Source organism: Paenibacillus sp. 19GGS1-52, assembly GCF_022369515.1.
In the GTDB taxonomy this organism is placed as follows: Bacteria; Bacillota; Bacilli; order Paenibacillales; family Paenibacillaceae; genus Paenibacillus_AQ.
In genome coordinates, this window is record NZ_CP059724.1 from 3926530 (window position 1) to 3946871 (window position 20342).

At 44.2% G+C, this 20342-nt stretch carries 24 protein-coding genes; 5 read left to right on the forward strand and 19 right to left on the reverse strand.

Translation table 11 applies throughout. The features are described 5' to 3' along the window. Positions 1 to 102 precede the first annotated feature (102 nt). The gene (locus H1230_RS18290; protein WP_239717399.1) at positions 103 to 777 is read left to right on the forward strand and encodes an AzlC family ABC transporter permease; all 675 of its coding nucleotides are present in this window, start codon (positions 103 to 105) and stop codon (positions 775 to 777) included. Between the two features lie 170 nt (positions 778 to 947). Here the strand turns inward: H1230_RS18290 and H1230_RS18295 are convergent, their stop codons facing one another. The 4 genes from H1230_RS18295 to H1230_RS18310 form a co-directional block, all read right to left on the reverse strand. Further along, positions 948 to 1310, reverse strand: coding sequence for a DUF6547 family protein (locus tag H1230_RS18295; RefSeq protein WP_239711353.1), 363 nt, complete (start codon positions 1308 to 1310; stop codon positions 948 to 950). Positions 1311 to 1668: 358 nt separating this feature from the next. Beyond that, positions 1669 to 1917 carry a hypothetical protein gene (locus H1230_RS18300; RefSeq protein ID WP_239711354.1) on the reverse strand — a complete coding sequence of 83 codons (249 nt, stop codon included), beginning with the start codon at positions 1915 to 1917 and terminating at the stop codon, positions 1669 to 1671. A gap of 45 nt (positions 1918 to 1962) precedes the next feature. Beyond that, the gene (locus tag H1230_RS18305; RefSeq protein ID WP_239711355.1) at positions 1963 to 2310 is read right to left on the reverse strand and encodes a hypothetical protein; all 348 of its coding nucleotides are present in this window, start codon (positions 2308 to 2310) and stop codon (positions 1963 to 1965) included. A gap of 48 nt (positions 2311 to 2358) precedes the next feature. After that, on the reverse strand, positions 2359 to 3090 hold the full coding sequence (locus H1230_RS18310) for a restriction endonuclease (protein ID WP_239711356.1): 732 nt from the start codon (positions 3088 to 3090) through the stop codon (positions 2359 to 2361). A gap of 282 nt (positions 3091 to 3372) precedes the next feature. Between H1230_RS18310 and H1230_RS18315 the strand changes: the two genes are divergently transcribed. Continuing rightward, positions 3373 to 3834, forward strand: coding sequence for a nucleoside deaminase (locus tag H1230_RS18315; protein ID WP_239711357.1), 462 nt, complete (start codon positions 3373 to 3375; stop codon positions 3832 to 3834). A 216-nt stretch (positions 3835 to 4050) separates the two neighbouring features. Then, complete coding sequence (locus H1230_RS18320) at positions 4051 to 4377, forward strand: AzlD domain-containing protein (RefSeq protein ID WP_239711358.1); 327 nt, start codon at positions 4051 to 4053, stop codon at positions 4375 to 4377. On the opposite strand, the gene H1230_RS18325 is transcribed toward H1230_RS18320, so the two are convergent. The 10 genes from H1230_RS18325 to H1230_RS18370 form a co-directional block, all read right to left on the reverse strand. Beyond that, a complete protein-coding gene (locus H1230_RS18325) occupies positions 4351 to 5292 on the reverse strand; it encodes an alpha/beta hydrolase (protein WP_239711359.1) in 942 nt (313 codons plus the stop codon). The genes H1230_RS18320 and H1230_RS18325 overlap by 27 nt on opposite strands. Positions 5293 to 5357: 65 nt before the next feature. Continuing rightward, the gene (locus tag H1230_RS18330) at positions 5358 to 5762 is read right to left on the reverse strand and encodes a MerR family transcriptional regulator (protein ID WP_275591257.1); all 405 of its coding nucleotides are present in this window, start codon (positions 5760 to 5762) and stop codon (positions 5358 to 5360) included. A gap of 22 nt (positions 5763 to 5784) precedes the next feature. Then, on the reverse strand, positions 5785 to 7116 hold the full coding sequence (locus tag H1230_RS18335; protein ID WP_239711360.1) for a hypothetical protein: 1332 nt from the start codon (positions 7114 to 7116) through the stop codon (positions 5785 to 5787). Continuing rightward, on the reverse strand, positions 7113 to 8201 hold the full coding sequence (locus tag H1230_RS18340) for a DUF58 domain-containing protein (protein ID WP_239711361.1): 1089 nt from the start codon (positions 8199 to 8201) through the stop codon (positions 7113 to 7115). The genes H1230_RS18335 and H1230_RS18340 overlap by 4 nt, the downstream gene beginning before the upstream one ends. A 3-nt stretch (positions 8202 to 8204) precedes the next feature. Continuing rightward, entirely contained in the window at positions 8205 to 9182 is a 978-nt protein-coding gene (locus H1230_RS18345; RefSeq protein ID WP_239711362.1) for an AAA family ATPase, read from the reverse strand. A gap of 104 nt (positions 9183 to 9286) precedes the next feature. Next, positions 9287 to 10384, reverse strand: coding sequence for a GerAB/ArcD/ProY family transporter (locus tag H1230_RS18350; RefSeq protein ID WP_239711363.1), 1098 nt, complete (start codon positions 10382 to 10384; stop codon positions 9287 to 9289). 21 nt (positions 10385 to 10405) lie between these two features. Continuing rightward, positions 10406 to 11554: a Ger(x)C family spore germination protein gene (locus H1230_RS18355; RefSeq protein ID WP_239711364.1), complete on the reverse strand. Its 1149-nt coding sequence runs from the start codon at positions 11552 to 11554 to the stop codon at positions 10406 to 10408. Next, positions 11551 to 12996 carry a spore germination protein gene (locus H1230_RS18360; RefSeq protein WP_239711365.1) on the reverse strand — a complete coding sequence of 482 codons (1446 nt, stop codon included), beginning with the start codon at positions 12994 to 12996 and terminating at the stop codon, positions 11551 to 11553. The genes H1230_RS18355 and H1230_RS18360 overlap by 4 nt, the downstream gene beginning before the upstream one ends. A gap of 145 nt (positions 12997 to 13141) precedes the next feature. After that, positions 13142 to 14125 (reverse strand): aldo/keto reductase, encoded by a 984-nt coding sequence (locus H1230_RS18365; protein ID WP_239711366.1) that lies wholly within the window; start codon positions 14123 to 14125, stop codon positions 13142 to 13144. A 90-nt stretch (positions 14126 to 14215) separates the two neighbouring features. Next, positions 14216 to 15076, reverse strand: coding sequence for a DUF421 domain-containing protein (locus H1230_RS18370; protein WP_239711367.1), 861 nt, complete (start codon positions 15074 to 15076; stop codon positions 14216 to 14218). Between the two features lie 210 nt (positions 15077 to 15286). Here H1230_RS18370 and H1230_RS18375 point away from each other — a divergent pair, with 210 nt between their 5' ends. Further along, on the forward strand, positions 15287 to 15493 hold the full coding sequence (locus tag H1230_RS18375) for a DUF1657 domain-containing protein (protein WP_154120654.1): 207 nt from the start codon (positions 15287 to 15289) through the stop codon (positions 15491 to 15493). An 85-nt stretch (positions 15494 to 15578) separates the two neighbouring features. Here H1230_RS18375 and H1230_RS18380 read toward each other — a convergent pair whose 3' ends face one another. The 5 genes from H1230_RS18380 to H1230_RS18400 all read right to left on the reverse strand — a co-directional run bounded on the left by H1230_RS18380 (position 15579) and on the right by H1230_RS18400 (position 18996). Next, positions 15579 to 15866: an alpha/beta-type small acid-soluble spore protein gene (locus H1230_RS18380; RefSeq protein WP_239717402.1), complete on the reverse strand. Its 288-nt coding sequence runs from the start codon at positions 15864 to 15866 to the stop codon at positions 15579 to 15581. Between the two features lie 106 nt (positions 15867 to 15972). After that, positions 15973 to 16338, reverse strand: a complete 366-nt coding sequence (locus H1230_RS18385) for a DMT family transporter (RefSeq protein ID WP_239711368.1) — start codon at positions 16336 to 16338, stop codon at positions 15973 to 15975. Next, positions 16338 to 16892 (reverse strand): TetR/AcrR family transcriptional regulator, encoded by a 555-nt coding sequence (locus H1230_RS18390; RefSeq protein WP_239711369.1) that lies wholly within the window; start codon positions 16890 to 16892, stop codon positions 16338 to 16340. Before H1230_RS18390 ends, H1230_RS18385 begins: the two co-directional genes overlap by 1 nt. Before the next feature lie 144 nt (positions 16893 to 17036). Next, on the reverse strand, positions 17037 to 18086 hold the full coding sequence (locus H1230_RS18395; protein ID WP_239711370.1) for a Gfo/Idh/MocA family protein: 1050 nt from the start codon (positions 18084 to 18086) through the stop codon (positions 17037 to 17039). A gap of 22 nt (positions 18087 to 18108) precedes the next feature. Next, positions 18109 to 18996, reverse strand: a complete 888-nt coding sequence (locus H1230_RS18400; protein WP_239711371.1) for a sugar phosphate isomerase/epimerase family protein — start codon at positions 18994 to 18996, stop codon at positions 18109 to 18111. 123 nt (positions 18997 to 19119) lie between these two features. Between H1230_RS18400 and H1230_RS18405 the strand changes: the two genes are divergently transcribed. Then, positions 19120 to 20004, forward strand: a complete 885-nt coding sequence (locus H1230_RS18405) for a helix-turn-helix domain-containing protein (protein ID WP_239711372.1) — start codon at positions 19120 to 19122, stop codon at positions 20002 to 20004. Positions 20005 to 20342 lie beyond the last annotated feature (338 nt).

Consider the following 20342-nt stretch of genomic DNA (forward strand, 5'->3'; position numbering starts at 1 on the left):
CATAGCCTATTAAATTTTATATACTAATGAGGTGATACACAAGTGAAGCTACAGACCGCTCCATTAGAGTCACTCGCGGCCCCAGAAACTGAAGCTAGCTTTATGCAGGGAGTCAAAGATTGCCTTCCTACTTTGCTGGGATATTTAAGCATCGGCTTTGCGGCTGGTGTTGTCGAGAAAACTGCGGGACTTTCCGTAGCAGAAATTGCGATGATGTCTATCATACTATATGCTGGCTCCGCCCAGTTTATAGCGGCCGGGATGATTGCTGCCGGAAGTACTGCTACGAGCATTATAATTACTATTCTATTTGTGAATCTGCGGCATCTGCTGCTCAGTGCAGCTTTGTCACCTTATTTTCGTCATTTGACTCCCCTGCGCAATATGCTGATCGGTTCACTACTCACCGATGAAACCTTCGGGGTGGCGATCAATGAGAGCGCCAAGAAGCACAAGATCAGTGAACGATGGATGCACGGTTTGAATATCACCGCTTATCTCAACTGGTTCATAGCCAATATAGCTGGAGCACTTTTAGGACAGTGGATTTCGAATCCAGAGTCGTTAGGTCTTGATTTCGCACTGCCGGCAATGTTCATTGGTCTGCTGGTACTTACATTGCTGAGCAGAAGCAAAATCGCTGTTGATATCGTAGTCGCGCTAATAGCTGTGCTGGTAGCTGTTAGCGTATCTATATTGTGGTCTCCTAGTGTAGGTGTTATTGCTGCTACGGTTGTCGCCGCATCGTTTGGAATGGTGATTGATAAATGGAAATAAGCGCGGATATCAACTGATCGGCATTTGACATCATTATCAAGTGTTATTTAAAGCTCCATTTAATAGTCACGGATGCACTTCGCCAATTATGTGGTGTTGTTCATTAATCTTCATTAGCAGAACAGTTACTTTTTCTTAATATTAAAAAAAATAACATAATATGATTAAGACTATTCTGAATCTGGCCATTGGTCGCCTTCTCTTCGACACACCCAATCGTAATGCATCCCAGAATCAAAAGGCTCCACTGCCATTTTGACCCCTTCTTTTACGATCTCTAGACCTTCCAAGTTTACCTGATCCGTTAAATAAACGAGTACATCATGAATGCCATCCTCTCGAGAGGATTGAGCAATCTGAGCAAAAACCATTTTCTGCTCCTGTGATAATTCACCGAGCACCTTGTTTACCAACTGGTCATCCTCCGTTTTAGGCCAACTATCACCCATAATCCATCGGGAGTATATACTCGGATTTCTCTCAACAAGATCATCAATAAATGCCTTATAAATTTCCAATGATTTTTTATCCATTATTATCTATTCACCATCCATCTCAATAAATATCACTTTGATATTAGTTTAGAGGAAAAGAGTCACTGATACTATCAAAATCATGGCTATTTTCAATCAAAATCTGATATTGCCAAGAAATCAGCAATAATATCCCCTTGATGGTGGCTACTGTTTCGAATCGGGATGGACAGGAGCTCCAGCGGCTTCTGTGTCGGTAGAGGTATTCATCTTTGTTTACAACTTTGGGGGAGTCCCACCGCTTAATAAGCAGTACTTATAATACATTGGGTAAGTATCATTTACAGTGTTCTGATACGATTGCAAACTAAAAAAATAGAAAAAAGCCGCCCAATAATGAGCGACTTCAGGTTATGTATTATTGTGCGAGTTTACTGTTATACACATCTGCATAATGCGGAATTCCTTTATAAATAAAGAAATAAGCACAAATTATTGCGACAATGCCATATACGATTTTGAAAGATTGGCCTTTCAGCCTAAAAACAACCCTTAGAATAACCGCCGCAATGATCAGCGGTAAAGCGATGTAGAGCAGTGATGTCTCAATTATCGCCGTTGAAATCGCGTTCATTGTTTTTTTGAATGTATCGCTAAGAATATCCATATACACCTCCTGCCACTTAATTTCTACAGAAGGAAATAAATCCCTTCAACCTAAAAGAAAAGAATGGCGTCCACTAAGCGTCCGCAGCAAATGCGCTACTCTATCGCAATGTGCATTTGCACTAGATGCTCTTCCTTCCAATTTAAAATTAACAATCATTCGAAATTGGTCATCACCAATTGCTTGGACAGTTTCACTATCAGCACCTGGAAAAATTGCTTTCTCTGGTTCTACCGTGAGACTTTTTGCAGCGCCTATACAAATGCTATAACCCATAGCTTTATTAAAAACAAATGGCTCATTTTTCTGCTTCGCATCCTGAAGATAACCATACATTTTTGAGACAACAACTGAAATCAAAATAAATTTAAAAATATTTTTTAGAACTTTCAAAAATCCCCCTCCGCAATTCATAGGTTCACAAATATTCCTTAGGATATATCAGCTGACTTTTACAGGCTTAATATGTCGGCATTTCGGAAAGCTGCTACATCCATAAAACTGACCTCTAGCACTATTGCGAAGGACGAGCTTGTTACCACACTTCGGGCAAGTCATTTCATCCACAGGCACTTCTGCGATAACAGCTTTGGGCGTTGGTGCTGAGCCTGGATTCATGGCAAGGATCATTTCAATCAATGTCTCACGATTAATGAGCTTCACCCGATTGGACTTCGCCAGTTCATAAGCAGCTGTCGTATAATCACTATTCGATACGACCCAAGCTTCAACAGCACCATAATGCGCAATCGATGCCTGTGCCTCCTGTACGGCCTTGATTCCGACATTCTTACTGTATCGTTTGGCTTGAACAACGATCTTCTTCCCATCCTTCTGAAGGATCAGATCCGCGCCATAATCACCTGCCGCCTTCGTGACTTCAGTCTTATAACCCTGACCTCGGAATAGATACCCTAGATACTGTTCAAACTGGATGCCCTCCATTTTATCGATATCAGAGATACCTGACTTCTTCAGACGCTCCTCATGCTTCATCTTTCGAGAAATCAAGATAGCAATTACAACAGCAACAACGAGAACACACACAATGATTGATGCCTGGAGCGACTTTGTTAATATATAAGTTACCCCAAGCGAGCCTAATGCCGCAAGACTCATGACACCTTGAATAAATTCCTCTTCCTGCTTCACCTTACTCTTTCTTCTTGCCAACTGAATCCCCTCCGCTAATATCTTCGTATAGTTCAACATTCGTCATAAAGGAAGGATTTTCCTCTTTTGGTGCCGAACTTTAGACCTATATAAAGGAGGTGAAATTACCTATGGGTAATCCGTGCGCACAAGCTCACTTTCATTGCCATTATCCTCTAAAAGCATAGCTATCAGTTTGCTTTTGCTGCCATTTTCAAAGGAATACTCCTACTCCTCTTAAAACGATAATATTTAAAATGGATACTTTTCTGTTATAGTAGATTTATATAGGAGGTGCTATTTATGATGAAAAAAGATGAACAATTTATTGAAGTAGCTATTAGATTGGCTTTAAAGGCCAGAGAAGAGGGGAATGAACCATTCGGTGCTATTTTGGTAAAAAACAACGAAATTGTAATGTATGGAGAAAATAAAATAAATAGTAATTGTGATCCTACACACCATGCTGAAATTGGACTCATACGTACTTTTTGCTCTGAAAACAACATTTTTGATCTTAATGAATATACTTTGTATACCAGCTGTGAACCTTGCGTAATGTGTACAGGAGCTATGGTATGGTCTAACTTAGGAAAAATAGTCTATAGTGTGTCACATGATCAACTAGCAGAAATTGCAGGCAGTAATATAATGATTTCATGTAAAGAAGTTATCGAAAAAAGTCCGCATAAACCGGTCGTAATAGAAAAAGTATTAAATGTTGAAGGGCTAAAAGTATTCGAAGGTTACACATTCTCCCATTAAATACTCATCTACTCTTTAACACTACTAAGTGTGATGTATACAGAAGCGTTTCACTTACTAGCCTTCCCCAGTATGCATCCAGGAGAATTATGTGCACTCACTTATAAAATCATACCTCCAAAGTCGATCGGCTCTGTTCGAGTATCTGATTTAGAGGATGCAAGAAATTTCACAACAACTTCGTTAATGATAGGAAAATAAGGAGTTTTTGATTCTATGAGCATAAGAGCGGATATCTTCTTCATTATTATCGGTGCAGCCTTGGTAACCTTTATTCCACGGGTTCTACCACTCATGCTGCTGAGCCGAATTACCATCCCCTCATGGGGGATGCGCTGGCTAAATTTTGTTCCGATTGCTGTCATGTCTGCTTTGATTGCTCAAGAGCTGTTCGTGCAGAATGGAGAGTTTACGTTTCCCTCAAATAATCTGGAGCTTTTCGCTGCTCTACCCACTTTTTGGGTGGCCATCAAAACACGCAGCCTACTTGGGACCGTAGTTACTGGAATCATTTCGTTAATGATATTGCGCTATTTTTGGTAATTTCAATGCATTCCTTACATAATCACCAATATTCATGATGGCTTGTTGCGCTTCGGGCAGCAGGCCTGCCATGAATTGAAATACACTCCACATGTTCTCCCAAACTTCCAGTGTGACATCGATCCCTGTATCCCTCGCAATCTCAGCCAATCTTACGGCATCGCTTAATAGCACTTCATGATCCCCCACCTGAATGTACATCCCGGGTAATCCTTTCAAATCCATCCGCAACGGTGATAAGAGCACAGGTTGATCCCCTGAGCCATTGCCAACGTAATCCTCTAGAATTCTTAGATTCATCTGCAGACTTCCCATAGGATCAAGTTCAGCTCGACTCATGTAGGATTCACCATCCAAATGAACAAGATCGGTATGCGGTGAAAGAAGGAACACACCAGCTGGAAGTTTCACTCCTACATCGCGCAGTGAAATCAGCGTCATTAAAGCTAGACTAGCTCCCACAGAATCTCCACCGATTACAATATCTGCTGCAGAAAATCCGTTTGCTAATAACCAGTAGTACGCACTTAAGCAATCTTCATTAGCAGCTGGATACAGGTGCTCTGGTGCAAGCCGATATTCCAGCGTCAACACACGTACTCCGCAAGCCAACGAGATTCTCGCAGCCAGATCACGATAGAACACACAGGTGCCGGAAACGAAACCTCCACCGTGAAAATAAAGAATGGCTTTGTTGCGGCTTTCCAACGGAACAGGCTCCTTGGCTCTGACCCACTCTCCGCGAAGCTTCCCGATAACTACACCTTCCGTCTTAACATTTGAGAGTTTCGGCAGTTTGGAGGCTGCAACGTCCATATCCCTCCGAATTTGATCGATGGGTTTACCCTTATTATTGCTAGTTTGCTGCAAATAAGCTTTAATTGCTTCAAGTTTCACCACATCTGTTCTCATCATGGTTATTCCTCCTAAAGGTTTATAGCCTCATTCTAAAACCTGTAGTAAGGTACAGAGTCAAGGGACTATTCCATGTTCAGCATTTGCAACGTTTCTTGTACTCCAGAGTGTTTTTTCGCTTTTTGAAGACCACTTTTTAGCTCAGTCAGCCTATGTTTGGTCTGTTCCCTTTTAGCGATTTCCAGATCAATACTAATGATCTTTCTGTCAATGACGGCCATAAAATCAGTAATATTGATACTACCGTCTGCTGATTGTATGAGTGCCTTTTTGATTTCCTTGAGTGTAAAGCCACAGCTTTTCGCATTCTGAATAAAAGTCAGCCGTTTCAGTACATCCTCTGTGTACAAGCGATAACCGGATGCAGATCGTGAAGGTGCAGGAAGAAGCCCGTGCTTCTCGTAATATCTTAGTGTTTCAATATTCACATTAGCCAACTTAGCTATTTCTCCCCGCAAATATTGGACCATTTTTAGCGCCACTACCTTCCCTCTACAACTTCAATTCCTTTTTCAAAGCTGTCACATCAGCTTCCGAAGGCTCCTCTTCACCGTATCTGACTTTCTCATACAGCTTAAGCAAATTATCCTGCGTTGTTACTGAATCTTTCTCTCCTTTATGCGTACGGTTCTTGAGGTCAGACCACTCCAGGATATCTGTTCTAGTCTCCATTGGAGTGAGATAGCGCTTCACTTCATAACCACTTTCGCTCTTTGAGCCCAGCCAGTGTCGATATAACCATCGGACGCGCTCGCGATTACTCTTCATCTGCTCCCAACGATCCTGGCGGCCGCCCAGATTAAGCTTGGTACTCCAATAATCCTTAAGGCCTTGCACCGTCTTCTCCCAGGTGAATATATTCTTCTCTTCATCAAGAAAAGCATCATTCACCGTCGGATTTCGTTCCTTACGCAGCATTGACAGCAAGCGATCTATCGCTCTTCGCCAGATCCCGCTCGTATTTCTGTACAGATAGCGGAGGGCAAAGTAGGCTAAAGCTCCAAATATTAGTATTCCCAAGATATAAAAGGAGATATTAAGAATAGCCGCCAATAAGCCTGGTTCGTTGGCTGCAACTAGCGGTAGCTCTGGAGCAATCGGAGCTGGGGCATTTTGTTCGGGTGGTGGTGTTTCAGAGCCAGCAAACAAACTACTGATCCACCCTAAGATCATACGAGCGGTATTCCAGAGCAGCAGACCCATGAATTTTCCAGCGCCAGCAGCCAGTACAACAGCAGCAATTACTACGCAAATTACAAATAGTCGGTTATGCCGCAGCAGTCCTTTGGGCAATCGTGTGGATTCTCCAGAGAAGGAGCTGTAGCGCAAGTAATTACTATTCGACATAAATAAGGCCAGGACAAGACATAGACTGCCACTCCAGTTTAATAACGTACTGCTGGCCTGCAAGTCTGGAATTCTATGGAAGACAATTGTAGCGATAAAATAGACAACAACACCCGCCCAATAGATTTTGAAACGGTCAGGGCGTGAATCAGCAGTCATCCCTTGGTAGGTACAGATGAAACCAGCGACTATCAGCGGAATTCCTGCAATGGAAATACCGCTAGCAAGAGCTCCAAGAACAAGTCCCAGCCCCAGCGCAACTACCAGCTGCTTCCACTTAAGATTACAGTAATAGCGCAGAAATACACCAACCAAAGATAAAAGTGGCAGTACATAGAGCCATGGCAGACCAGCCTGCTCAGGAAGTAAATATACCCGAAACAGAACCAAAAACGGCATATATAACAGCAGCTCTATTAAACAGAATAACCAGAGCTTAAAGGATAGTCGTAGATCATTTGTCTCTGGTAGCTTCATGCGCTATCTCTCCCCTGCTCTGGAATATTCAGCCATTCCACGCCATTTCCCAGCTGACTCAGCTGTCCGGCGGCCATCTGCAGCTCTACTCCCTGATGACAACTAATGATTAGAAAATCAGTGTCTCGGATTCCCGATTCCGCCTGCAGCTCTAGCAGCCTGTTCATAGGCAGAGTTCTGTCCAGATTCAGCTTGGCCAGAAGCACCAGAATATCCTCAAGCTGAGACATCGGCTCTGCTTGAATCGGCTCTCTAGCCCCCCCATCATCGAGTCTTCCATTACTGATGAAGCCTGTCTCAATTCCATGCTGCAGTGCATATTCAGCTATCGTTGCCACATATCGAATGCCCAGCTCGATTCGTTCTATATCTGTTACAGTTCTCCACATGGAATCGCTAATCTCTACATTCAGGCAGATCACCAGCCGTGAATCGGCTGTGTAATCTTTCTTGTGCACCTGCATGCTGCCCGAACGGGCCGTGGCTTTCCAGTTCACCAATCCCATCGAGTCCCCTGAACTGTACTCGCGGATACCCGCGGTCAGGAATGGGTCCTCTACGATCCATCTTTTCACGGGTAGCTCACCTAACCAGCTATGAATGGGCAAAGGCAGCTCCTCTAAATCCAGGAGCACTGGGTAGACTAACAGTTCGAGCTGCAATGGGAAGGTTTTAGTATTACGGGTTAACCCAAAGAGATCACCGGTGGTCATGGTGACCGATTCCAGATGGTATAGCCCGCGCCGCTGACAGTTCACGAGATGGCGCCGTTTAATATGACGGTAAGCTCGGAGATAAAATAAGCTGATATGATTCTGATAAATTTCACCGGTGCTAATCCCCAGATTCTCCTGTCTTCCAAATTCCAACCCGCGGGCAATACTAGATTCCAGCCGCAGCCAAGGTAGAGGAAGGAGCTTCGCATTGACGATTTCTTCGACCATTTCAATGACTTCACCTTCGTAAGCGGCTTTCGTTGAGAAATAGCGGGAATAACTAACCCCCTTTAGCGCATTTCGTTGGTACACTGCGGAGATAAGCAGTAATAATATAATCGTGCAGACAATGAACCAAGGCAAAGCCATTGCTTAGTTCCCCCTTCCGCCTCTGAGGAGGGTTGAGGGTTCAGCCGGCACCTCCACCTCGCGAAGCACTTGCAGCACTATTTCTGCACCTTGATCCTCACGTGATTTCAATCCATGCTGCAAAAGAATACGATGGGCAAGTACAGCCACCGCCACCGCTTTGATATCATCCGGTGTGACATATGCTCTACCTTGGAGTAGCGCATAACCTTGCGCAGATCTAAGCAAGGCTCCGCTCGCACGAGGACTTGCCCCTAATTTCACTGCCGTAGACTTCCGGGTAGCTTCCGTAATCCGGATAATATAGGCCAGTAAATCATCACTAATACTGACAGAAGCAGCGAAACGTTGCGCCTCCTGTATGTCTTGTCCATTCGCGACAGCAACCATATCTTCGAGTGGATTATTCTGGCGGAACCGCTGGAGAATATGGATACCTTCCTCGAATGAAGGATAACCTGTTGTTATTCGCATCAGGAAGCGGTCAAGCTGTGCCTCCGGTAGCGGAAAGGTTCCCTGATTATCTATCGGATTCTGTGTGGCAATAACCAGAAACGGTGCTTCCAGCCCGTGCGTTACACCATCAATGGTGATCTGTCGCTCTTCCATACTCTCCAGCAGTGCTGATTGTGTTCGCGGTGTTGCACGGTTGATCTCATCAGCAAGTAAGAGGTTGGCAAAAACGGGACCAGGGCGGAATTGGAACTCACCTAACTTCTGATTATAGTAGTTAATTCCACTTAAATCGGAAGGCAGCAAATCCGGTGTAAATTGAATTCGCTTGAAGGAGCAATTTAGCGAGCGGGCGAGCGCCTTGGCCAGCAGTGTTTTACCCGTGCCGGGCACATCTTCCAATAGAACATGACCGTTTGCGAGGAGCGCAGTTAATAGCAGATCCACTCCATCTTTTTTACCGACAATGACTTTGGCCAGATTGGCCCTGATAGATTCAATAAGTTCCGTTACCTCTTGAAGATTCATTAAGAAGAACACCGTCCGTTTCTGAAGAAAGGATATGTATATAATAATTTAATCATAACAGAAAGCGTATCCAAAATATAACTCCCCAAATAACAACAGCTGCTTCAGCGCGTCGTTTTATTCTCTTTTTTTCGAAATCGCAGGAAGGCTATGATCGTGTAATAGACGGGGATGCATTCTATAATGAGCCATAGAATAACAACTGTAAAAGAATTGTATTGTTTGAAATAGGTAGCAAGATTGCGGGAGTAATAATAGGCTATTGCTATTGAAATCACAGTTAGGCCAGGAATCAGGTACTTTTTGCCTCTTCCTTTAGTTAGATAGGAGGCACATCTGAATGCGACATAAATTAGGAAGGAACTGTGAATAAACATGGAGGATGACCATAATCCAATTAATAGAGGATCAGAGTTTCCTAGCAGATCATCAAACGAAGAACTACGGATCATCTCCAAAAAAGGATATTGCAGCTCCTGGCCCAAACGAGGGCCGAAATTAAGCAAGGTCAGCATCCAGCCGATCAAGATGGTTAAGAATACACAGATCCCGGCAAGCATCAATCTCTTCAGCATTTTAATTTCTATTTTCAAATCCGGCGCCACAAATAAAAATACCACCCATTCGGCAAACCATGTCATCACCATAATGGAGTCTTTGATAGCTAATCCCGGATCATGGTAATGCAAGAACGCAGGCAGCATATTAAAGTCCGCTCCAGGAATGAACAAATAGAATGTAAAGGTAATCGCAATTATAAATATCAAGAAAATCCCATCTGACATATACACTATCGTAGAGAACCCAAGACTTGCCGTATACATAATGACTAGCCCAATAACACATTGAATGAATAAAGGCGGAGTGCCTCTTAAGTAATTCGAAGCGAAAAATAAAACAAAATTCTCGATATCAAAGGAGGCATAGTATACACACCAGCTTAATAGCAGGACAAGCATGAATTTATGCACCCATTTGCCAACGATATCTTTACCAAAGCTTACCCATGCCTGATCCGACTTCAACTTGCCCAAATGGATCGTAAACCATAATACAATCAGACTTAATCCACAGCCTACAAATAAAGAAATCCAACCTTGATAAGAAGAGCTTGTGATAATGGTCGGAATGAGAAAAATTGTGGTTTGAGAGCTGAAGTAAATCAATGTGAAACGAAATAATTGCCATTTCGATGTACGCATAATTTCTCCCTTCTTCTAAGGTTATTTCTCAGTTCCAAAATCATCAATTTGAAAATCCGCTGTAACCTTTATATCAGCGTCATGAGCATAATAATCGTCCCACTGTTCACGAAGCTTTTCCCATTTCTTCGGATAATTCCACTCCATGAGCAAGCCAAGATGTAGAACATCACTGCCCGCTTCTTGAGTTTTTTGAATTGCTTTTGCTACATCTTTAGATACTATATTCTGAAGTGTAGTCACTATTAAGCGTTCCTCATCTTCCAGGTTTGTGTTCTTAAAGTCTTTCTTATAGATGATACTAGTCCTTCCCTTCAACTGCACCTTGAAGACAGGCCCATTCTTAGACATAGTTACATGCTTCGAAGATTTGGCGCTAACAAAAATAGCTGTAGCAGCCCCCTTACCATCATTCCAAGTTATGGAATAAAGCGGATACTTGAGAAGACCCTCAGCCCAAGCAAGTGCCTTGCTTTCCTTAATCTTGAGTGTTCCCCTCATCTTCGTTTTATTAAATAACATTGCTCCTTGTATTCCTGCCCAAAACTCCGGCTTCCCTTGTTCACTCACCTCCGATTTCTGGCCAAAGGAAAGATAGGTCATAGCAAAACCCATCCCAGAAGCTTCAGCTAATAAGCAATCCTTTACGGTGGTATCAAACATAAATTTCTCTGCAGCGAATTCCATCAACACTTGTGAGGGCTGCTGTTCGAAAATAGGTGTCAATTGCGTGATTTCCTTGGCGTTCCCTGGACTTGCCATTATATAGGTTCCCAGAGGGAACCCAGGGTCTCTTTTGAACCATTCCAGTAACTCACTAATTCCCTGCTTCGCATACTCTTTCCCTATCACAACTACTTTGATATGAGCAAGATTGATCTGACGGGTAAGATCCTTTTGAATCAAGCTTATGGCCTCCGGCAATGTAGCCGCTGTCTTCGAAACTGTAGCATAGCTTTTTCCGTCTCCACTTCCACTTCCTGCCTGCTGTCCGGACATCAGTCGATTGGGTAATGGCGCACTAATCGTAATCTCAACCGTTCCCGGTTCCTTACCAGAATCAATATATAGGCCGTAGACGAAGATTAATTCATCAAGCTCTACTTTGGACCAACACCCAGTGAGAGTTACCAGCAGCATCAGAATAAGTCCTAGCTTCAGAGTTCTCATTTTTTGCCCTTTCTCCTTACATTCCTATTGGTATAGGCCGAGCTGCGCTTGTCCATAAGCGTGGTTGGAACACGAAATAAGGTATCCTTCCAATCCTGAAAAATAAGCGGGGCAACCGGTTGTAAATAGGGGGTACCAAACGATTTGAGGTTAGCTAAATGACCATAAATAACAAAGGCCGCGGCGAATACACCGATCAAGCCCATCATTCCACCTAATAACAGCAACACAAAACGGAGCAATCTAAAGGTCAGACCCAGCTCCAAATGGGGGATAATATAGGAAGCAATACCCGTAATGGAAACCACAATAACCATTGGAGCCGAGACAATCCCGGCCTGTACAGCTGCTTGACCAATAACGATGCCGCCAATAATGGAGACGGTCTGTCCAACAGGTTTGGGGATTCGTGTCCCAGCTTCTCGTAAAGCCTCAAAGGTAAGCTCCATGATGATAGCCTCCGTTAAAGCTGAGAAGGGAATGTTTTCCCTGGCAGAAGCAATGGTTATCAAGAGGTTGGAGGGAATGATCTCGGAATGAAAGGTTGTAATCGCCACATAAAGCGAAGGAAGAATCATCGAAATAATGGAGAAAAAGAAGCGTACCAACCGAATCCAGCTCCCTGCATAGAAGCTCTGATAATAATCCTCGGAGGACTGCAGCAGCGAAAAAAAAGTAGTTGGCATAAGTAAGGTGGAGGGCGTACCATCCTGTAATATTCCGATTCGTCCTTCCATTAATGATGCAGCGACAGAATCGGGACGTTCCGTATATTGATAAAGGGGGAACGGGGAGAAGTTGCTATGCCTCAAATACTCCGCCAAATAGCTGATACCCAGAATACCGTCCGTGTTGATTCCCTGGAGCGTCTCATCAATTTCGGCTAGAACTTCAGGCTTATATAAACCCTCAATATAAACCACATAAACATCTGTTTTTGTATATTTCCCGATAGTATAATGCTTTGTCTTTAAGTCAGGGTGCTTGATTCTATGCCGAAGCAGAGACAGATTGCTTTCGATATCTTCGATAAAGGCCTCTTGGGGGCCAATAACAACCAGCTCATTCTGTGATTGAGAGACGGCTCTTTTCTGATATTGGCTTATTTCAAAATAATAAACAAATGGCAGTTCTTCAATACACAACAACGCATTGCCAGCAACAATGAGATCCGCTGCTTTCTGTGCATCATAAGCTTTAATATAAGGGATAGAAAAAGCGGAACCCTGATCAAGACGCTCCAAAAAGTTCGGCCATTTATGGTCTGCAATTGCCTCTGCTTTTAACGCCGCAGTAATATTCTCATGCAAACTTCGAGTATCTACAATGGATGGAATGTACATTAAAAGACAAGAATGCTCATGCACCTGAATAGACTGATATACGGCATCACTACAGCCTGCCAATTGTCCTTTAATAACCTCAAGCATATTTCCCGACATTCCTGTCACCTCCATCAAAGTAACTCTAAATCTCACTTAGTTTGCCATTCTGATGCCAAATTATACTCCCGCTACCTCTAAATACAGCAACAAGGAACCGGCGCAGGGCCGATTCCTTGTAGGTAAAGTGAATTTTCAATTCCAGTTAATTTAATCCGCCAATTACCGGATGCGGTACATAAGACTCTTCCAAACGTTGAATTTCAACTGCACTAAGCTGAAGCTCGACGGCCTGTACTGCATCCTCAAGATGATGCATCTTTGTTGCTCCGATAATCGGGGCAGTTATAGGCTGCTTCTGCAGGACCCAAGCCAAGGCAATCTGTGCGCGTGGAACGCCACGTTCCTCAGCGATTTCCTTCACTCTCAAAGCAACGAGTCGATCTGCTTCATCTGTTCTGGAATAGAGCATTTTGCCAAATTCATCCGTTTCGGAGCGGGAGCTTGTCTCTTCCCAATCTCTAGTCAGCCGACCACGTGCAAGTGGACTCCAAGGTATAACTCCAATACCTTCTGCTGCACACAGTGGCAACATTTCACGTTCCTCTTCACGGTACAACAGGTTCACATAGTTTTGCATAGAGACAAAACGGGTCCAGCCATTTCGCTCTGCTGTATGTAGAGCCTTAAGAAACTGCCAGGCATACATGGAGGAAGCGCCAATATAGCGAGCCTTGCCGGACTTAACAACATCATGCAAAGCTTCCATCGTCTCTTCAATTGGGGTTTCATTGTCCCAGCGATGGATCTGATACAGGTCCACATAATCGGTTCCTAAACGTTTAAGACTGTGGTCAATTTCGCTTAAGATCACCTTGCGTGACAGTCCTCCACCGTTAGGTCCCGGACGCATACGGCCGTGCACTTTGGTAGCAATAACCACCTCATCCCTAGCAGCGAAATCCTTCAAGGCGCGGCCGACAATCTCTTCGCTTGTCCCGTCGGAATAAATATTGGCCGTATCAAAAAAATTAATGCCCAGTTCAAGCGCTTTTTGAATAAAAGGCCGACTCAGTTCTTCATTCAACGTCCAGGCATGCGCTCCACGTTCAGGAATACCATAGCTCATACAGCCAAGGCATATCCGCGATACATCCAGACCGGTTGAGCCCAGTTTCACATATTTCATGATTAACAGCCCCCTCTCTATAAACGAAAAATAAAATAACATTCGTTTATAGTATAGCGCCGTTGCAGCGGAATTAAAAATAGGAGGTAGCTAACTCTGTATCAATGGCTTTAGAGTTACCAGTAGCGCCTGCAATTGCTCAGAGCACTGCTCATACATTTGCTTGGCCGCTTTATTTTCCGTAGATAGACTGAACATTTCCAGATCTGCTTCACATTTTTTTAGCAAAGCATATAGTTGTGGTTTTTCTTGAGGCTGAGGCACCTCTACTTTGTCTGCATATAAGTCTACGGTTAGTTCACCGTAAGAATCTACCTGGCCCAGAAATACATTCTCGACGGTAAAACCAAGCTTATCCAGCTGCCCCTGCAGCCAGCCACGAGTCAGGCCCAGAGTATCCAGTGGTTCATCCAGAACCTTGCCGTCCATAATGACAGCTTGCGTTTCCTGCTCCGGTGCTACCTTAACTCCAAGATGTTTTGGTGTCAGCGGTTGATTTTCCCGCGTAAGCAACACGTTGATGGCTCCGTCCGACTCCATAATCGCAAACTCGACATCCGCTACTTTGAACACATCTTTCTTGCGCAATTCCTCCAGTAATTCATCGGTAGTAAGGCGCTCTTTCTTCATATTATCTTCTAGGATCTTTCCGTCTTTAATCAATACTGTTGCTTTGAAATCAATAAAGTCCCGCGCCTTTTTACTTTTGATCTGTAAAAATTCAATTCCATAGGAGAAAGCTACCCAGACAAGCAGTGCAATGACCCCCAAATGCCAAGTCTTATCCGTATCCAGAGACACATATGCGGCTATGCTTCCGAGGGTAATCCCTGTAATATACTCAAAGAACGAAAGCTGTGAAACCTGTCTTTTTCCCAGCAATTTCGTTAAAAAGAAAAGTGCAACCACCGCGAACATGGTTCGCAAAATAACCTCTACCCATTCTGGCATTCCAATAAACCTCCTTTTATTAATCCTGCTAATCATTAACACTCATTATTTGTCAAAGAAGATCAGATCAACCCACAATTCCACTTCTTATTTATGGAAAAATCCATGCAGTCGGAAATTGGGATATATTACCTGATTGACGGCCGTAGCTCATGTAGATAATAGTAAGCGTTCATACTAGAACTACCAAAATAAAGGAGGAAAACTTAAATGACCGTATCTTCACAAGTGAAGACCTGCGTCTCTTCATTAAAAAGCGCACAAGCCAGTCTTGAGCAATTTGCCATGGAAACTCAGAATCAAGATGCCAAAAACCTGTTCACCAATGCTGCTCAGCAAACGCAGCAAATTGTTCAACAGGTAGAGAGCCGGGTAACTGAATTGGAGAATGAAGAACCCCAATATAAAGGGTTCTAAATAGAAAGAAAATGACCATCCAATTGCAATAATTGGATGGTCATTTTCTTATCCGTTTTTGATAAAACCGGCGTTGTCTGAGACCTCATTTAAGTTGGTTTCCCTTCGCTAATTGCTCTTGGGCAAGACGGACCATTTCCCGGACCATGGAGCCACCGATTCTGCCACCAACTTGGCCCACAGATTCCGTAGTCAGAGCACCATTGCCCTCTACCTGCAGAGGTATACCTAGTTCCTTAGCCACTTCATATTTCACATCGTTCGGTCGATTCTGATCAACAGCATATCCTTCACGCTTCATTACATTTGCTTTGAAAGTCTGCATTTCCTGTTCCACCCCTGGCACCGCATATTTCCTATGTCTTCTTGCCATCATGATGCACTCCCTTACTCTCTTTTCCCCTTAACATACCCTGGGATACTAACTTTCATCCCGCTAACTCCAAGCTAGTTTAAACCATTATAGATGCCTCACTCAATCACTGGGAGAGTTGTTCTGTCTTGGCTGCCTCTGGCGAGTCGCTATGTCCGGGACCAAAGAAATTTAATACGACTACACCAATAACAATTAAAGCTATACCGATTAAGCTGCCAAGGGAGATTTTTTCTTTCCAGATCAGTACCGATATAATGACCGTGGCGACTGACCCTATTCCGGACCAGATAGCATAGGCTGTATTTAGGGGGATTGATTTCAAAGTAATGGATAGAAAGAAAAATGAAAACAGAAAGCCAACAATAACCCCTACAGCCGGAAGAGGCCGTGTGAAGCCTTGCGAAGCTTTGAGCATGGAGGTGCCAAATAGTTCACCTGCAATGGAGAGCATTAAGTATAGATATGCCATTAGTTCCGTTCCTCCTTCGTCCAAGAAATCAATTCGTTATAGACTTTGTTCCTCAGCTCTTGTTCCAGAGGTGCCAATCCGAACATCTCAGCAAACCACAAACCATCTGCGGCTAGTCTGGCAATCGTGGTGTGTACACTGTCCGTACCGTCATTTTCGATATGATTCTGCCAGATCTTATACTGCGCCTGCATGCCTTCGAGCAGCTTCGGATTGGCAAAAGCGGCAGCGAATAAAGCAGAACTCATGGCCACTCCACAATCCAGCTCGTTAAAAGTAGCTTCCACATAGGCCCTGCTCCAAGCGCCTCGACTCTGCTGATCCTCCTCCGCCTTGCGCTGAATTTCTGCTCCATAACTCTCATTCAGCTTATCTACCATGCCTTTTATTAAAGCTTCTTTACTCGGAAAATGGTACAGCAGTCCTCCTTTGCTAATTCCGGCTTCCTTCGCTACGGCTTCCAGAGTCAGCTGAGCTACGCCATTCCTTTGTACAATACTGGAAGCTGCCTTAAGGATTATATCCTGTTTAGTAAAACTGTTGTCACCCTTCATACTAAGCCGTCTCCTTATTTGCATTCTAATTTCACTATACCGTCTGGACGGTTTCTAGGCAATAATAATGAATCGATTTTATCAAAAAAACCAGCTAACACATTGGAGTGTTAGCTGGTTTTGGATGAATGAAACAAAGATATATCAACTTCCCGAGTTATTCATAAAATCGGCAAGTTCAATCTTCCTGCCTTGCTTAGCGCTTTCCAAGGCCCCGAGTACCATAGCCATACTATAGCGGTTATCGCGGCAATCCGTTTCTGCCGGACGTTGCTCAGCCAGTGACAGGAACATCTCATCCAGACATCCGTGATGGAACGTACTGTTCATCTCAACGGTCTGACCCTCGATCCGTTCATAATCGCGTATGAACTTGCCAGCTTGATCTCCAGCAGCAACCACCTCGGCATAAGGCATACCCAAGCCATCCCAAATGGCCGTACCCTTCTCTCCGGTAATCCGCCAGGAAGCTTCCCATGAAGTAGGTGCGCCTTCAGCACACCAAGAGCCTTGATAGCAGAATACAGAGCCGTCTGACATTTCAAAAATACAGATCGCAGCCGCATTCCCCTCATACCATGAGCCTGGAGGATTAAATTCCTGACAGTAAACGGTTACAGGATTAGCTCCGCTAATGAAGCGAGCTTGATCAAAGGTATGGATAGCCATATCCAGCAGTAAAGGACTGTTCATAGCCTCACGGAAGCCTCCGAAATGCGGAGCCAGAAAAAAGTTAGCCCCGATATATCCCGTTCTGCCGATCGTGTCCGTCGTGATGAGATTTCGCAGGGAACGGATTCTTGGATCATATCGACGGTTTTGCATGACCGCATGCGTATTCCCGGTACGCTCTGCCAACGCTACGATCTGATTGCACTGTTCCATCGTTTCCGCTAGCGGTTTCTCCCCAAACACATCACAGCCTAGCTCTAAGGCAGTCGTGGCAATTGTGAAATGGCTTCCGGGAATGGTCACATCAAATACGAGATTGGCAGCGGTTTCCTGAATTGCCTGCTTGAGATCCGTAAATTTCAAACAGGAAAGCCCATGCTTCTCGGCCATAACCGCTGCTGACTCCAGCCTAATATCGACCAGTGCTACGATTTCAATATCCTGGCGCTTCAGCGCGTAATCAACCCATTCATTCGCCATTCCGCCACAACCAGCAATAGCTACACGGTATTGTGCTGTCATCTTGCTCCCCCTCCCTTAAGCCTTAAGCCGGATTCGGCACGAAGCTGCCACCACGGCATTGCTTCAAATAATTCAGCGCATGAACTTGTCCGGTCATCTCCAGCTCATCCCGATAGACGGGGTCATGCCAGCCTTCGATATCAATGGTGCCCTTATAACCTGCCTGACGTAAAATTGTAATTACATCTGACCAGTTCGTATCTCCAAACCCTGGTGTCCGGTGCCACACATACGGCTTCGGACCATGGATACCGTATTCTTTTATAATATCCCAAGCTATAGTGGCATCTTTGCCATGGACATGGAACACTTTATCCATCCATTTGCGCAGCTGTGGGATCGGATCAATCAGCGCGACCATCTGATGGCAAGGTTCCCACTCCAGGCCGAGGTTTTCGGCCGGTACGGCGTTGAACATTTTTTCCCAAGCCATTGGATTGTGGGCAATATTCCAGTCTCCGGTTTGCCAGTTTCCGTCCATAGAGCAATTCTCAAAGGCGATGCGCAGTCCGCGATCCGCGGCTCTTTTGGTCAACTCACCAAATACCTCAGTAAACTTTGGAATTGACTCATCGATAGATACACCAGGAATCCGACCGGTAAAGCCTGACACCATATCTGTCCCAAATAAATGGGCATGATCAATCAACTGCTCCCAGCTAGCTAGCGTATCCGAGTTGTCACCTGTATTCGTGAGTGGATTGCCGAAGATACCGACAGAAGAAATAATAAAATCATGTTCTGCAGCCAATTCCGAGACACGTTTAGCCGTTTCAACTAAGTCTGTCTTCCCTGTAGTCTGCCAGAAAGTTAAGCTAAATGATTCAAAACCATGACCTATGATCTGCGGGATAACTCTGACTGCATCCCCGCCCCCTACTAATGTACCTATGCGCAATGTATCCTTCATCTTGTGACCACTCCAATATTGGTTTATATTAAGTTCAGCTACCTAAGTATATTCGTCATTTCTAGTCAAATCTCTTCTTATCTTGTGTAGTTATAGCTGAATCTTGTGGGAGTTGAAACCGTCGTGACTTATCCGAAAGAGCTTAAAGAATATCCTCAGCTGGAGGAGAAAACGTATCCGTTTCGCCTGTTTTTTAATGATTGCAAGAAGGTAAAGGCCGCCCAGAACATCCTATTTCTACACTGGCATGAGCACTTCGAGATTATACTCATGCAGCAGGGCAGCGCAATATTCCATGTGGACAGTCAACCGTATGAGGCAAATCCCGGAGACGTGATCTTCGTGCCTTCGGGCGGATTGCATGTTGGATATAGTCTGTGGGACGAGCATGTTCGTTACGTATCTATCGTGTTCAATGCCTCCTTGTTCAAGGATTGGAATCAAGATCCGCAGCATGAACAATTCGTTGCACCCTATCTAGACAACCGTTATCAGTTCCCGGTCAAGCCTGCAGAACAAGTACCCGCGTGCTCCGCCTATTTTTCACTCCTGTACACTATGATAGAGGAAGTACATACCAAAGGTCCGGCCTTCCAGCTGGTGATCAAAAATCAACTACATCTACTCTTCACGCTGATGTCTAGAACCTTTTTGCCGCAGCAGTTATCTACTCGAGCTAATGAACGCCAATCGTTCAATCGCGAACGTTTCAAGCCACTGCTGGAATATCTAGATGGGCATTTTGAAGATAAAATGACGATCGACAACGCTGCGAAATCCGTCAATCTTAATCCGTACCACTTCTGCAAAACCTTCAAAAAGCTAACTGGACGAACCTTCATAGATTATGTGAACCTGTGCCGGGTAAATGAAGCCGAGCGGCTGCTGCTAGAAACTGACTTTACCGTGACAGAAATTGCCGGCAGAGTGGGCTGCGATAATCCCAACTACTTCACCAAGCTGTTCAAGCAATATAAAGGGCGGACCCCCTCTAGTTTACGTAAATAACTGGTAAATCCAAGTGAGAAAAACCTTAAGCCGTTACTCACAAGTGAATGGAGGCGAAATCATCGCGATTTCCTCCGTGTACTTACACTCCCAACAGACAGCGTAGACTGCCACTATGTTCTCTAGACGGTCCTTAAGCTTCATGCACTCGTCTTTATTGTGAGAGGAGTCGAGAGGGATGGACCTATGAGATATAGGAGAAATAATGGACTGGGCGCAGCAGATTTCGGCTAAATGTTGTATTTTTTGCAACATACCTCTCGAAAATAGCCGCTTATTATTAAATTCTTGTATGGAATACAACAATTTGATTCATAACAGACACTACAGTTAGTGAA